11 protein-coding genes are annotated in these 15,250 nt (G+C 61.0%); 6 read left to right on the forward strand and 5 right to left on the reverse strand.

Features of this window, described 5'->3' with window-relative positions; translation table 11 throughout:
* The first annotated feature begins 80 nt into the window (after positions 1-80).
* From G5533_RS06955 to ygjK, 4 genes are all read left to right on the forward strand, one after another.
* Entirely contained in the window at positions 81-1,337 is a 1,257-nt protein-coding gene (locus tag G5533_RS06955; protein WP_005362191.1) for an adenylosuccinate synthetase, read from the forward strand.
* A gap of 197 nt (positions 1,338-1,534) precedes the next feature.
* Positions 1,535-2,071 carry a YbhB/YbcL family Raf kinase inhibitor-like protein gene (locus tag G5533_RS06960; protein ID WP_005347798.1) on the forward strand — a complete coding sequence of 179 codons (537 nt, stop codon included), beginning with the start codon at positions 1,535-1,537 and terminating at the stop codon, positions 2,069-2,071.
* An 11-nt stretch (positions 2,072-2,082) separates the two neighbouring features.
* On the forward strand, positions 2,083-2,883 hold the full coding sequence (locus tag G5533_RS06965) for a helix-turn-helix transcriptional regulator (RefSeq protein ID WP_042054529.1): 801 nt from the start codon (positions 2,083-2,085) through the stop codon (positions 2,881-2,883).
* Positions 2,884-3,078: 195 nt separating this feature from the next.
* Positions 3,079-5,559, forward strand: a complete 2,481-nt coding sequence (gene ygjK / locus G5533_RS06970; protein ID WP_441254648.1) for an alpha-glucosidase — start codon at positions 3,079-3,081, stop codon at positions 5,557-5,559.
* A gap of 197 nt (positions 5,560-5,756) precedes the next feature.
* Here ygjK and ligA read toward each other — a convergent pair whose 3' ends face one another.
* The 3 genes from ligA to G5533_RS06985 form a co-directional block, all read right to left on the reverse strand.
* Positions 5,757-7,769 carry an NAD-dependent DNA ligase LigA gene (gene ligA, locus G5533_RS06975; RefSeq protein ID WP_266134289.1) on the reverse strand — a complete coding sequence of 671 codons (2,013 nt, stop codon included), beginning with the start codon at positions 7,767-7,769 and terminating at the stop codon, positions 5,757-5,759.
* 99 nt (positions 7,770-7,868) lie between these two features.
* On the reverse strand, positions 7,869-9,038 hold the full coding sequence (gene zipA, locus G5533_RS06980; protein WP_040066671.1) for a cell division protein ZipA: 1,170 nt from the start codon (positions 9,036-9,038) through the stop codon (positions 7,869-7,871).
* A gap of 15 nt (positions 9,039-9,053) precedes the next feature.
* The gene (locus tag G5533_RS06985; RefSeq protein ID WP_441254649.1) at positions 9,054-12,428 is read right to left on the reverse strand and encodes an AAA family ATPase; all 3,375 of its coding nucleotides are present in this window, start codon (positions 12,426-12,428) and stop codon (positions 9,054-9,056) included.
* 213 nt (positions 12,429-12,641) lie between these two features.
* Between G5533_RS06985 and cysZ the strand changes: the two genes are divergently transcribed.
* Both cysZ and G5533_RS06995 read left to right on the forward strand, forming a co-directional pair.
* Positions 12,642-13,406, forward strand: coding sequence for a sulfate transporter CysZ (gene cysZ, locus G5533_RS06990; protein ID WP_005338455.1), 765 nt, complete (start codon positions 12,642-12,644; stop codon positions 13,404-13,406).
* Between the two features lie 146 nt (positions 13,407-13,552).
* Positions 13,553-14,167 (forward strand): trimeric intracellular cation channel family protein, encoded by a 615-nt coding sequence (locus G5533_RS06995; protein ID WP_335841859.1) that lies wholly within the window; start codon positions 13,553-13,555, stop codon positions 14,165-14,167.
* 85 nt (positions 14,168-14,252) lie between these two features.
* Here G5533_RS06995 and G5533_RS07000 read toward each other — a convergent pair whose 3' ends face one another.
* Together G5533_RS07000 and G5533_RS07005 are read right to left on the reverse strand one after the other, a co-directional pair.
* The gene (locus G5533_RS07000) at positions 14,253-14,504 is read right to left on the reverse strand and encodes a lipoprotein (protein ID WP_005338457.1); all 252 of its coding nucleotides are present in this window, start codon (positions 14,502-14,504) and stop codon (positions 14,253-14,255) included.
* A 47-nt stretch (positions 14,505-14,551) separates the two neighbouring features.
* Positions 14,552-15,097, reverse strand: a complete 546-nt coding sequence (locus G5533_RS07005; RefSeq protein ID WP_421202826.1) for a DUF882 domain-containing protein — start codon at positions 15,095-15,097, stop codon at positions 14,552-14,554.
* Positions 15,098-15,250: the final 153 nt, after the last annotated feature.

Genomic DNA, 15,250 nt, shown 5'->3' on the forward strand with positions numbered 1-15,250 from the left:
CGGAATTATAAAGATAATTAATTTTTCTAATCCGCATCAGGCTCCTAGGATGGACGCCTAACGTCTTAGGAGAAAGAGTCATGTCGTCTATCGTAGTCGTAGGTGCTAACTGGGGTGATGAAGGCAAAGGCCGCATCGTGGATTATCTGGCAGGTCAAGCTGGCGCCAGCATTCGCTTCCAGGGCGGCAACAACGCTGGCCACACCGTGGTCAACGACCTTGGCACCTTCAAGCTGCACCAGGTTCCGAGTGGCGTATTCAACCCGGATTGCCTGGTTGTCCTCGGCCCGGGCATGGTGATCAGCCCCGAGAAACTGACCGTCGAGCTCGAGGAAGTCAAAGCCTCCGGCGTGACTCCGAAGCTGGCCATCTCTGACCGCGCAACCCTCTGCCTGCCGCTGCACGCGCTGGAAGATACCCTGGAAGAGCAACGTCTGGGTGATGGCGCCTATGGCTCCACCCGTCAGGGCATCGCCCCTGCCTACGGCGATCGCGTCATGAAGAAAGCGATCCTGGTCGGCTGGCTGAAACAGCCGGACGTACTGGTCGAGCGCATCCAGTTCATGCTGGACTGGAAACTGCCGCAGATGAAGGCTATCTACCCCTCCTTCGAATTCACCCAGACTGCCCAGGAGATGGCCGACTGGCTGCTGGAAGTCTCTGCACCCTGGATCGACGCCGTGTGCAACGTCAGCATGCCGCTCAAAGCGCTGCAGGCCGAAGGCAAGACCCTGCTGTTCGAAGCCCAGCTGGGCGCTGGCCGTGACCTGATCTACGGCGAATACCCCTGGGTGACCTCCTCCCACGTATCTGGCGCCTACGCCGGTATCGGTGGCGGTCTGCCGGGTCTGCGTCCGGAGCGCGTCATCGCTGTGGCCAAGGCATTCAGCTCCTCTGTCGGTACCGGCACCCTGCTGACCGCCATGGAGAACCAGGACGAGTTCCGCAAGATCACCAACGAGTTCGGCGCCACCACTGGCCGTCCCCGTGATGTCGGTTACTTCGACGCCGTCGCCACCAAGAACGGTGTCGAGCTGCAAGCCGCCACCGAAGTGGCTCTGACCAAGCTGGACTGCCTGACCGGCCTGCCGGATCTGAAGATCTGCGTGGCTTACGAAGGTGCCCACACCGAGAACCCGATTTGGCCGCAAACCGCTGCCCTGAAGCCGGTTTACGAGCAGATGGAAAGCTGGAGCGAAGACATCACCGGCTGCCGCACCTTCGAAGAGCTGCCCAAAGCGGCCCAGCAGTACGTGCTACGTATCGAAGAGCTGCTCGGCGTACCGGTTCCGATGGTTTCCGTCGGCCCGGGCCGTGACGAGATGATCCTGCGCTAAGCCGCACCTCTCATCGTCAAACAAAAAACCGGCATCTCTGATGCCGGTTTTTTTATGGTTGCTATTTACCTTATCGCCATAAAAACCACCCAAAGGCTCAATTAACTCACCAATCGACCTCACATTGAGCCGTTCTGCAATGTTATTCTGCCATGCTCTCGCTAAAGTGAACCCGTTACCACACGAGGAGTCACCCGATGAAATTGCTCAAACAGAGTGCCCTGTTGCCACTGCTCTGCCTGACGGCCATGCCGGCCTTTGCCATGACCCTGAAGAGCACGGACATTCACGAAGGCCAGTTGATGGACAAACAGTTCAGCTTCAACGGCTTTGGCTGCAGCGGCGACAACCACTCGCCCCAACTTAGCTGGCAGGATCTGCCGGCAGGCACCAAGAGTGTTGCCATCACCGCCTATGACCCAGATGCCCCTACAGGCAGCGGTTGGTGGCACTGGCTGGTGGTTAACCTGCCTGCCACCCAGAGCGAACTGGCCAGCAATGCCTCCGGCAAGCTCAAGCAGGGATTGGAGATCCGCACCGACTTTGGCAACCAGGGTTACGGCGGCCCCTGCCCGCCCGCAGGTCACGGCATGCACCGCTATCAGTTCACCGCCTGGGCCCTGCCCCATGATCTCGAGGTGAAGGCTGATACCCCGCCCGCTATGGTAGGCTACATGCTCAACAGCATGGCGCTCGGCAAGGCCACCCTGACCGCCACCTTCGTCACCCCCTAGGAGCCAACCGGATGAGCACTCCCCTGCTGCAACAGAGCCACTATCTCGGGATCCGCCAGCAGCCCCTGCATCGGGTGCTCATCTATGCCCCGACCCTTATCTGGGTCACCCAGGGGAGCAAGCAACTGTGGTGGCGCGAGCGGCGTCTGTCGTTTGACAGGGAGCGGTGGCTGCTGATCCCGGCAGGCCACCAGCTCACCTTCGTCAATCAGCCGGAGCAGGGCAAGTTTCGCTCCCACGCCATCACGCTGCTCACCCCGCCGCCGCCAGAATGGCTGGCCGAGTCAGCCCCTTCCCACGCCGATCTGGAGGAACCCGCCGTCAAGGTCACCCCCGGGCTCGCCTTCTGCTTTGAGCTCATCAGCACCATGGCCGAGCGGGGACTGAGCGAAGCAACACAGGCCGAACTGCTGCGCGGCTTCTATGCCGAGCTGCGGGCCGCCAACGCCCTCGGATTGCTCTTTCCCGCCAGCACCATGACCCTCGCAGAGCGGCTGGCACGCTACCTGGCGGTGGAACCCGGCATCGACCACACCCTGGAGGCGGTGGCCCCCCACTTCTCCATGAGCCGCGCCTCCATGGTGCGCAAGCTGGCCGCCGAAGGTCGCAGCTTTCGCCAGTTGCTGGCTCAGGTACGCATGAGCCACGCCCTCAACCTGCTGCAACAGGGCCTGACCCCGCTGGAGGTTGCCCTCGCCTGCGGTTATGACTCCCCCAGCCGTTTTGCCGCCCGCTTCAAACAGGAGTTCGGCCTGACACCCCACCAATACCTGCACACCTGCCCTGCCAGATTGGCGAGCAACGAAAAGTAAAATATTACTTAAAGACCATTCTATGTAACCTGATGTAACCCGGTGATCCCGCTCACATTGCCGCCTCTTCAGAGTGTGATCTCGCGCCAACGCTCCCTTTCCCCTTGCCATACAATGGCTACCGAACACCTTTTCACTAAAAATAAGCGTAAAAAATCTTCCTTTTAACCTACATAAACGGAATTGGAGCGAGAAATGTTTCGTGAAACTTTACTCTCGGTAGCCCTCGGCACCGCCCTGTTCGGACTGACCGCCTGCAACGATAACCAGACAGAGAGCAGCACAGTCGCCAAACCGGAGCAGGCCATCCAGTACAAGGACGTGATCGACCGTCGGGGAACACCGACCCAATTCCGCGACTTTGACAGCTACTCCAACCTCAAATACAACCCGCTGCTCGATCTGGGGGCATGGCACGGTTTCCTGCTGCCTGCCAGCGACAAGGAGTGGGGGGGCTTTACCGGCCCCATGGTCATCTCAGAGGAGTACAGCCTCTTCTTTGCCAGCGAGCTGGACAAGCTTACCCTCAGCGATGCGAGCGGCCGCCCGTTCCCGCTCACCAGCGCCCGCAAGCAGGAGGTGTACGCCATTCCCGGTGCGCTGGTGCAACGCTTCGAGTTCGAGCCCTTCACGCTGGAGCTGGAACTGCGTTATGGCGATGCCCGCACCGCTCTTATCCGCACCCGACTCATCAATCAGACCAATGCACCGCTCACCCTCAACCTCAACTGGCAGGGCGAGTTGCTCAATCAATGGGATGCCAAGGATACGATTGCCAGCAAATATCCAGGCTGGACTCGCACCATCAGCGAGAGCGACAAAGGAATCGAATTCCAGTTCGGCAAACTGCGCAGCACCTGGAACATCATGCAGAGCGGCAGCGCCCGCTATCGCATCGACCGCACCCTGCCAAGCCGCACCACCCTCGACCAGAAGACACTGGGCTACCAAAGTGACGCCAGCATTACCCTGGCCGCCAAGGGGAGCGAGGATATCTACACCCTGCAGAGCTATCTCCACTCCGCAGATGACGCCAGCCGCCATCAGCAGAGCCGTCAGGCCCTGCTGGCCAACCCGGCCAGCTATTTTGCCGACTCCATCCGCCGCTGGGAGGGCTACCTTGCCAACGGTCTCTCCAATCAGGGGATCCCCGAGTCGGAGCGCCGCATCGCCGTCAAGGCGATGGAGACCCTCAATGGCAACTGGCGCTCCCCGGCTGGCGCCATCCTCCACGACGGGGTAACCCCCTCCAATACCGCCCGCTGGTTCGACGGCGTCTGGGCCTGGGACAGCTGGAAGCACGCCTACGCCATGGCCCACTTCAACCCTGAGGTAGCCAAGAACAACGTGCGTGCCATGTATGACTATCAGGTACAGCCGGATGATCCGGTACGACCGCAGGATGCGGGCATGGTGATCGACGCCGTCTTCTACAACAAGCTGGCGGATCGCGGTGGCGATGGCGGCAACTGGAACGAGCGCGATACCAAGCCGCCCCTCTCCGCCTGGGCCATCTGGGAAATCTACAGCGCCACCAAGGACAAGGCCTTTATCGCCGAGATGTATCCCAAGCTGCAGGCCTACCACGACTGGTGGTACCGCGCGCGGGACAACAACCGCAACGGCATCATCGAATATGGCGCCACCAAGCATGTGGAGCACAACGACGAGTACGGCAATATCACCTTCAAGGTGCAGTACTCCAACGGTATTCCCGCCGGGCTGGATCTCACAAGCTGTACCAGTGAGGGGGATGGCTGGTATGCCTGCGCCGGAATGCCGCTCTATCAACAGGTGTTGAACGTGGGCGGTTACAGCGACATGGATATCGGTGCCCAGCACGGCGCCGGTTGGGAGTCCGGCATGGACAACGCCGCCCGCTTCGGCTTTATCGAACCGGGCCAACTGCAACGTTATGCCGACAAGACCTATGGCGGAGATTTGGCCAAGGCACGTCAGGACTGGAACGTCGCCTTCTTTGAAAACCATCAGGACAATGGCGATTTGATCGGCTTCTCCATCGATCAGGAGTCAGTGGAGCTCAACGCCTTCCTCGCCAAGGAGAAACGCATTCTGGCCGACATGGCCGACCTGCTTGGCAAGCCGAACGACGCAAGCCGCTACCGCGATGGCGCGACCCAGCTGGCTGGTTACATCAACAGCTGCATGTTCGATGAGGCATCAGGCTTCTATTACGATCGCCAGATTGGTCAGGGGGATGTTGCTGACGGCAACGGCTGCGTCGGCAAATTGCTGACTGCCCGCGGCCGTGGCCCGGAAGGGTGGAGCCCGCTCTGGGCAGAGGTCGCCGACAAGGAGAAAGCGGCGCGGGTGCGCGAGGTCATGCTCAACGCTCAGGAGTTCAACACAAAGATTCCGCTGGGCACAGCCGCGCTGACCAACCCGGCCTACGATCCCAATATCTACTGGCGCGGCCGGGTATGGCTCGATCAGTTCTACTTCGGGGTGAAGGGGCTGGAGAACTACGGCTACCGCAGCGATGCCGAAGCACTGGTCAACAAGCTGTTCAACAATGCCGAAGGACTGGCGGGCAGCGGCCCCATCCGCGAAAACTACAATCCGGAGACCGGCGCCATGCAGGGGGCCAGCAACTTCAGCTGGAGCTCGGCCCACCTCTACATGCTCTATCGCAACTTCCTCAAGCCACAGGAATAAGCCTCGAGAGAGGATGCGCCCTTCGGCTTGATGCATCAGGTGGCCTTGTAGAGTGTTGCCATACTGATTGAGCAAACTGAGCACTCGGGAAATATTGCTCAGGCGCTTGCTGCACCCCCGCAAAAAATGGTGATAGCGGGGGAATAAAAAACAACCCGGCACGAATACCGGGTTGTTTTTTTATCAGAGAGACGAACTCAGCTCTGGCCTTGCAGCGCCTGCTGCAACTCCTCTTCGCTCCAGATGGTAATGCCAAGCTCCTGTGCCTTGGCCAGCTTGGAACCGGCCGCTTCCCCCGCGACCAGCACATCGGTCTTGGCAGATACAGAGCCCGCCACCTTGGCCCCCAGCGCCTGCAATGCCGCCTTGGCGTCGTTGCGCGACAAGGTGGTCAGGGTGCCGGTCAGCACGAAGGTCTTGCCGGCAAAGGGTTGCTCCGCGGCCTCTTTCTTCTCGATGGCCGGCCAGTGGATGCCGGCAGCCAGCAAGGCTTCCAGCACCTCCACGTTGTGGGGCTGACGCAGGAAGTAGTAGACATGCTTGGCCACCACATCACCCACGTCAGCCACTTCGAGCAGTTGCTCCACCGAGGCCGCGCGCAGGGCATCCAGGGTGAGGAAGTGGTTGGCAAGGTTGAGCGCAGTCGCCTCCCCCACTTCACGGATCCCCAGGGCAAACAGGAAGCGCGGCAGGGTGGTACTGCGCGCAGCATCGATAGCAGCCACCAGATTGAGGGCCGATTTTTGCCCCATCCGCTCAAGACCGGCCAGCTGGATGGCATTGAGGCTGAAGAGATCGGCGGGGGTCTTCACCAGCCCCTTGTCCACCAGCTGCTCGACAATCTTGTCGCCAAGGCCGTCCACATCCATGGCGCGACGGGCGGCGAAGTGCTTGATCGCCTCCTTGCGCTGCGCCTCGCAGAACAGGCCACCGGAGCAGCGGGCAACCGCTTCCCCTTCCAGCCGCTCCACTGCCGAACCACACACCGGGCACTCGGTCGGGAAGAGAATTTCACGCGCATCAACAGGGCGCTGTGCCTCCACCACGGCCACGATCTGCGGGATCACGTCCCCTGCCCGGCGCACGATCACGGTATCGCCGACCATCACGCCAAGGCGCTCGATCTCGTCGGCGTTGTGCAAAGTGGCATTGGAGACGGTGACGCCGCCAACAAACACAGGTTTGAGCTTGGCCACCGGCGTCACGGCGCCGGTGCGGCCGACCTGAAACTCGACGTTCTCAAGCTCTGTCATCTCCTCCTGCGCCGGGAACTTGTGGGCGGTCGCCCAGCGCGGGGCGCGGGCCACAAAGCCCAGCTCCTCTTGCAGAGCGATAGCATCCACCTTGTAGACCACGCCGTCGATCTCGTAAGGGAGCTCGCCACGGCGGGCCAGAATGTCGTCGTGGAACGCCTGACAACCGGCTGCCCCCTCTTTGAGCTTCACCTCGGGACTGAGCGGCAGCCCCCACTCCTTGAGCTGGGTGAGACGGCCAAAGTGGGAGTCGCCCAGTTGCTCGCCGCCAACACCGACACCGTAAGCGTAAAAGCTCAGGGGACGGCTGGCGGTGATACGTGAATCGAGCTGACGCAGGCTGCCGGCGGCGGCGTTGCGCGGGTTGACGAACACCTTCTCGCCTGCGGCCAGCGCCTTGGCGTTCATCGCCTCGAAACCGGCCTTGGGCATAAAGACTTCGCCACGCACTTCCAGCCGCTCTGGCCAGCCAGTGCCACGCAGCGCGAGCGGAATGGCCTTGATGGTGCGCACGTTCTCGGTGATCTCCTCACCGGTGGCGCCATCACCCCGGGTGGCCGCCTGCACCAGCTGACCATTTACATAGAGCAGGCTCACCGCCAGACCATCGAGCTTGGGCTCGCAGCAGAAGGTGAAACGCACGTCACGCTTGAGGCGATCGCTCATCCGTTGTTCGAACGCCAGCAACTCTTCGCTGCTAAAGACGTTATCCAGACTCAGCATGGGGATCTCGTGGCGCACCTGTTTGAAGGCGGTCAGCGGCTGACCGCCGACCCGCACACTCGGCGAAGCCGGGGTTTTCAGCTCGGGGTGGTCAGCCTCCAGAGCGATCAATTCGCGCATCAGACGGTCGTATTCGGCATCCGGCACTGTGGGGTTATCCAGCACATAGTACTGGTGACCATATTCGGTAAGCAGTTCACACAATTGACGGTGGCGGGAGAGGGTGTCGCTCATGAAAAAGTCTCGAAGTGTGATTGAACATACGGCCGGGGTAGAAACAAAAATGCGGTACCAGGGTACCGCACTTTTTCTTCACTCGACCCGCATGGCGTATTAGTCGCGACTGGCCTCGTAGGCAGCCAGCTCGTGACGGTAACGGGCAATGGTCTCGTCGCTCAGCGGGCTGCGATCCATATCGGTCAGCATGGCATCGAGATCGCTGGCCAGCTGATCGGCAGCCTGCAGCATGTCCTCGAAGGCAAACGCGGCATTGCTGCGCAGCGGCAGTTGCATGAACAGGGAGACACCCGGCGTGGTGAACTGTTCCATCCGGTACGGATTGAAGGTGCCTGGCTTGACCATGTTGATCATGGAGAAGAGCACTTCACCCTTACCGTTTGGATCTTCGTGACGGTGGAAAATATCCATCTCGCCAAACTTGAAGCCCAGCGCCATCAGGGATGAGAGCAGGGTCGCACCTTGCAAGTCGTGACCCGGACGGCCCATCAGGTTGATGACATAGACATCCTGCCAGATCTTCTCGACCGGCTGGGGCGCCATGCGCGGCTCTTCAACCACAGGTGCAGGTGCCACATAGGCCGGCTCTTCATAAACAGGCTCGGGAGCCACATGACGGGGCTGCGGCTGATATTCCGGCTCGGGTGCACGCACCGGTTCGGCACGCACTGTGTCGGCGGTACGGACTGTCTCTGCACGGGCACCAAAAGTCGGGGCGGTCGCGTAAGCGGGCTCGACCAGCGGCTCGTCATCCAGCGACTGCATCATGGGCTCGCGCTGGGGACGGGAACGGTAGACCGGGGTACGACGATTGACCTGAGCTGGTTTGCGCACCGGCGCGGCGGGCGCCTCGTCGATCTCCTCGGGCAGCGGTTCGTCGAACGCTTCCTCCTCTTCATAGACAGGAGGCGGCGGAACCGGGCGGGCAGCAGGCTTGCGCACTACGGGCGGCGGCAGATCGTCCTCGTCATCTTCATCATCAAAGGCGGGGACGGCAGGGCGACGACCGAGTTCCGGCTGGCGGCTCTCTTCACTGCGCAGCTTGGGCTCGGCACGACGGCCACCACTGACCACACGTACCTGGCCGATGCCATCGCTGTCGAAGGCGTCGTTATCACGATCCCGCGACTTGGAGTCCATCCGTCCAATCGGTTTCTCTTTGATCGGTGCCTGACGATTCTTTTTGTTGCTCCACAACCCGTGAATGAGCAATGCCGCAATAGCAATACCGCCCAGGGCAACCAAGATGTAACGCAATTCCTGCATTAGCTGCTTCTCTTTCTAGTTTTGCTCAGCCAAAGCGACGGCTTCACCGATATCGACCGACACAATGCGAGAAACCCCGGGCTCTTGCATCGTGACGCCAACCAGCTGCTCAGCCATCTCCATGGAGACCTTATTATGACTGATGTAAACGAACTGTACTGTGCTCGACATCTCTTTGACAAGAGAACAGAAGCGACCGACGTTCACTTCATCGAGCGGTGCATCCACCTCATCCAGCAGACAAAAAGGTGCTGGGTTGAGTCTGAAGATGGCAAAAACCAGCGCAAGCGCGGTTAACGCCTTCTCCCCCCCGGAAAGCAGGGCAATGGTAGCATTCTTCTTACCCGGAGGTCTCGCCATGATGCTCACTCCGGCCTCCAAAAGATCATCAGAGGTGAGCTCAAGCCAGGCACTGCCCCCACCGAACACTTTCGGAAACAGGGATTTTAAATCTTCGTTGACCTTATCGAAAGTGTCCCGGAACCGTATTTGTGTCTCTTTATCAATTCTTTTAATGGCTTGGCTCAAGGTTTCCAGCGCTTGCTCGAGATCCTGACACTGATTTTCAAGATAGGTTGCCCGGGTTTTCGCCTCTTCGTACTCCTCCAGCGCCGCCAGGTTGATGGCGCCGAGCGCCTCCACTTGCCCCTCCAGGGTCTGGATCTCCTGCCGCAACTTGCTGCGATCAGCGGCGATGAGCACCGCCTGATCGAGATCGACCAGTCGAACCCCCAGCTCTTCGAACTGCTCGTGCAGCCCCTGTCGACGGGTGAGGTTGCGTTCGCGCTCAAGGCGCAGGGTCGCCAGCTTCTCTTGCAACGTCACCAGCTGCTTGTGATCGGCACTTCTGGCCTGTTCCAGCTCACCGAGCTGGCGCTCCAGCTCCGCAAGCCGTTGATGGCAGGCAAGCTGCTGCGCCTCCAGATTGCGCTGCTCGGCCAGCAGGGGCGCCAGATCCGGCACTGCCTCGCTATCCGGCCCTTTCAACCCGGCCAGCTCCAGTCCGAGCCTCGCCAACTCCTCTTCGCCCAAGGTAATGAGTTGGCGCAGATTGCCCAACTCCAGTTGCAAACGCTGGCAGGTCGCTTGTTGCTGTTCGCGGCGCGCACGGGCCTCGTCAACCGCCCGCTCGCAGCGAGTCAGCAGCTCCTGCGCGAGCTGCAACCCTTGCGTCAGCGGCTCCCCCTGCTCCTGCAGCTCGGCAAGGCGCGCCTCATCGAGTTCCAGTTGTTCGCGGGCGCTGGCCAGTCGCTCTGCCTCTTCGGCCTGCTCCTGATCAAGCCGGATCAGCTCTTCGCCGAGCTGACCGAGCCGCTGCAACCGCTCCTGCCGCTGACCCTGTTGCAGACTCCAGGCTTCGCGCAGTTGTTGCCATTTCTGCTCTTGCTCGCGCAAGGTTCGCTGCGACAACTCCTGCGCACTGGCAAGCTGGGCACGCCGGGCATCGGCAGCCACAAGTTGCTCGCTCAGCTGTGCCAGCCCCGCGGCAACCTTCTCCTGCTCGGTATGCAACCGCTCACGCTCACCCAGCAGCGCCATGGTGCCGAGCGCCGCGCCCTGTCCCAAATCGGCCCAGTTTGGCCCCAGCCAGTCGCCAGCAGGAGTCAGTACCGACTCACCGGCCGCAAGGCTTGGCTGGCGGATCAATGCGGCCTCCCGGCTCTCCACCAGCCAGATGGCGTTGAGGAAGGCGGGAATGTGCTCGCCGCCCAGTTGCGCCGCCAGCGTACCGGCAACCGCCGGTTGCGCCGGGCCAATCCAGAGCCCCTCTTGCGCCAGATTGCACTCGTCCGCCGGCATTGCGGTGAGCCAGCGACCCAGCACCTTGTCGAGCGCCGGTGCCCACTCGGGGGCAACCTGCAACCGGTCGGCCAGGGTTGCACCCTCCATCTGCTCCCCGAGGATCTGATCCAGGGTCGCCAGCCGCGCCTCCAGCTCCCGTTGCAGGCTCAACTGCTGGCCATGCTGCTGCTTGAGTTGTTCATGGGTGTCGACCGCCTGCGCCAGCTGCTCGGTCAGCTCGCCATTGGCCGCCCGCGTCAGCTCCAGCTCACCACTCAGGGCATCGAGGGCCGGTTGCAGATCGTCGGCCTCTGTACCGAGGGGGCCAGCGCGTTCATCTTCCAGCTTGAGGCGGGCCAGCCGGGTCTTGGCTTGCAGCTCCTGCAGGCCACCCAACCGGGTGCGGGTCTGGTTGAGCTGCCCCTGCAACCCGGCCAACTGTTGCTGCCACTGCTGCTGGCGCAAGCGAGCCTGTTCCAGCTGCTCGCTGGCGTGCTGGCGGGCCTCCTGCTGCTCGGTGAACAACTGCTCACACTGCTCCAGCCGGGCACTCTCCTGCTCGGCGCGCAATACCCCTTCGGTCAGTTGATCCTGCTGGCTGGCAAGCTGAGCCTTGCGGGTGGCGATCCGCTCGCCCAGCGCCTCTGCACGGGCCTGCCAGTCGCGCCCCAGTTCACTCTGGTGCAATTGCTGTTGCTCGAGACGGGCGATGGCCTGCCCGCCGAGAAAAATCTGTTGCTGACGGCTCGCCTGCTCGGCTTGCGCCTCTTGTCTGGCGACCGACAGGGTGACGTGGCGCCCCTCATCGGCGGTGCGCTTGGCATCGAGCGCCGCCAGCGCCTGCTCGGCTTGCGCCAGTTCGGTTTTGGCCTCGCCAAGGCGCGTCTCCAGCGCCCACAACTCGGAGCCAATCAGCTCGGCGCGAGCTGCGCGCGAACGACTCTTGAGCTGTTTGTAGCGCTCGGCGGTCTCGGCCTGGGCTTTGAGGTGGTCAAGGCGCGAGCCCAGCTCGCCGCGAATATCGCCGAGGCGCTCCAGGTTCTCCTGGGTGTGACGAATGCGCTGTTCGGTCTCGCGGCGCCGCTCCTTGTAGCGGGAAACCCCGGCGGCCTCTTCCATAAAGAGCTTGAGATCGGCCGGACGTGACTCCACCAGTCGGCTGACAGTGCCCTGCTCGATGATGGCGTAGCTGCGGGGGCCAAGACCGGTGCCGAGGAAGAGGTCGGTCACATCCTTGCGGCGGCACTTCTGGCCGTTGATCTGATAGTGGTTGGAGCCGTCGCGCAGCACTTCGCGGCGCACCGAGATCTCGGTAAAGCGGCCGAACTCACCGGGCACCCGGTTGTGGGGATTGTCGAACACCAGCTCGACCGAGGCGCGCCCGTGCGCACTGCGATTGATGGAGCCGTTGAAGATGACATCGGTCATGTTCTCGCCGCGCAGATGGCGGGCGGAGCTCTCCCCCAGCACCCAGCGCACCGCGTCGATGACGTTGGATTTGCCACAGCCGTTGGGGCCCACCACGGCGGTCATGTCTGCCGACAGTTCGATGCGGGTCGGCTCGACGAACGACTTGAAGCCGGCGAGTTTGATCAGTTTCAGACGCATGGCGACCTGTATCAGTGGCTAAATAATGAGGAGGCGGGCAGGCGATTTTACCAAATCCAGACCCGGCTTTGTTTGTAATATGCAGGCATCATCCCCATTCATGCCCGATTTTTGGTCGCCACGGCACGAAATAAGGAATAGTCGGCGACTTTACCAAATCAAAGGCTTGTTTGTAATATGCTGGCAGTTCTCCCATGCATAGATGGAGCTCACATGAGCCAATCACCCCATATGGTCAAAGATTCAATCAGCGGTGCAGACTACTTTCTGCGCGGTTTTTCCCTCATTCGCCAACCGGGCATCCGCACCTTTGTGCTGATCCCCCTGCTGGTCAACTTCGTGCTGTTTGCCGGGGCCTTCTATGCCCTGCTGCTGCAACTGGACGGCCTGTTCGCCTGGCTCCATCAGCAGATCCCCGCCTGGCTCGACTGGCTGGACTATCTGCTGTGGCCCATCGCCCTCATCACCATCCTGGTGGTCTTCTCCTTTATCTTCAGCTCGGTTGCCAACTGGGTAGCAGCCCCCTTCAACGGCCTGCTGGCGGAGAAGGTGGAGCAGATCCTCACCGGCCAGCCCGCCAATGACAGCGGCATGCTGGATATCGTCAAGGATGTGCCACGTACCTTCGGCCGCGAATGGACCAAGCTGAAGTATTACCTGCCCAAGGCTATCGGTTGCCTGATCCTGTTTCTGATCCCGGTGGTGGGCCAGACCCTGGCGCCTGTGCTCTGGTTCCTGTTCAGCGCCTGGATGATGGCGATCCAGTATGTGGATTATCCGTTCGACAACCACAAGATCGACTTCATCACCATGCGCGATGCCTTGAAGCAGCGCCGCGGCAAGTGCCTCAGCTTCGGCGCTCTGGTGACCCTCTTCTCCGCCATTCCGGTGGTGAACCTCTTCGTGATGCCAGTCGCCATCTGTGGTGCCACCGCCATGTGGGTCGATCACTACCGGCAGGAGCAGTTGGGGCGCTAACCCTTGAACATTGATTAGAAAAAGGCACCCTAAACGGTGCCTTTTTCGCATTTAGCATGAATTAAATTAATGCATGCATTCGATAGCTTGTCCCATATGACACGAGTTGGTAGGATTCTGGCCTTTCTCGTTCCCTGGGATATCTCATGTTACATGCACTCTTCTTGGTTGGCCTGGTGGCCGAAGGGATGACCGGCGCGCTGGCCGCGGGTCGGCGACGGATGGATCTGTTTGGTGTGGTGATCATCGCCTCGGCGACGGCCATCGGTGGTGGCACCATTCGCGATGTGCTGCTGGGCCACTATCCGCTGCTCTGGATTGAACATCCGGAATACGTGCTGCTGGTTGCCGCAGCTGCGATGGCGGGTGTGGTCTCCGCCCCCCTGATGCGTTACCTCGGCAAGCTGTTCATGGCCCTTGATGCCCTGGGACTGGTGGTCTTCTCCATCTTCGGTGCGGCCCGGGCGCTGGATATGGGCCACGGCGCCGGTATTGCCTGCATCATGGCGGTGGTGACCGGGGTCTTTGGCGGTGTGCTGCGGGATCTGCTCTGCCAGCGCATTCCGCTGGTGTTCCGTCGCGAGCTCTATGCGGCCATTTCGCTGATCACTGCAGCCCTCTACTGTCTGGCGCTGGATCAGGGCTTGCCGACCAACTGGGCGGCGTTCGGTTCCATCGGAATTGGCTTTGTGCTGCGGCTGCTGGCGGTTCGCTTCAAGTGGGGTCTGCCCACCTTCGACTATCAGTACGCGACCCACTGAGTACGCCAGCTTCTGGCGAGGCGGGTTGGATTGCGAGCAACAAAAAAGCGCCCGAGTGGCGCTTTTTTCATGGACGGTCTGCGACTCAGTTAATCCCTTCCGAGCTGAAGAAGGTCGCCTTGTCGGCGATAAAGCGGATCTTGATGTTCTTCCCTTCCCCGCCCCAGAGGCAGCTCGTAGTGCCCAGCGCATCATCACAGCGCTCCGCCTTGCCCAGAATGGTGCTGGCCTCAGCGTAGCTCATCCCCATCTTCAACTGGTCGTAATTTTCACGGTTGAGCTTGCTGCAACCGGTCAACAACAGGGCGATCAGGCCGCCAATCACTATCTTTTTCATCGCTATCTCCTCTCTGGTGGGAAGAGCTTGGCAGCTTGCCATCCCCTTTACCAGCTGCGCACCGGGCCGGTATCGAGGTGAACGAAGTTATCACGGGGATAGTAACCAACCCCACCCACCTTGAGCTGGAGCGCCGCCTTGCGCAGATGGGCCAGCTGTACGCCGGGGATCCGCACATCCACCGCCTGCCCCAGGGTGTGGTAGCTGTGTTTGGCCACGCCGTGGCTCTTGTGGCGCTTCTGACGATTGGTTGCCGGGGCGCGATAGCCGGAGATCAGCTGAATTTCGCTGCGCCGACCCAGCTTGTGCTGCAACAGAAACAGCTGATCAAACAGCTTCTTGTCGATGTTGAACACTTCGTTGCGCCGGTAATCGCGGAAGATGTGGTTGAGCTCGGCTAACCCGTCGCTCAGATAGTGGCCATTTTCCCAATAGCTGGCGCGCACCCGCTCGCCGGTATTGAGATTGAAGAAACTGAGTTCACGCCCGGTGGTACTGCGGCTGGCCAGTGCAGGGAAGGAGATCAGCGAGCTGCCCAGCAGGCAACCGGCTCCCAGCAACAGGCGACGTCGACTTATCTCTTGTTCCAGCATAAGGGGTTCGTCCATCGCAGATTCAAGCGAAAATAGTTGAATAAGATCACTGATTGAATGTGATACAGGCGCTTGAAACTACCCTCCGGCAGGGGGAACTGTCAAACCACAATCGCCCATAGAAAAGCCCGGCACAGGCCGGGCTTTTCACTC

Origin of the sequence: Aeromonas sp. A600620, from assembly GCF_029479985.1 — a bacterium.
In the GTDB taxonomy this organism is placed as follows: Bacteria; Pseudomonadota; Gammaproteobacteria; order Enterobacterales; family Aeromonadaceae; genus Aeromonas; species Aeromonas veronii_A.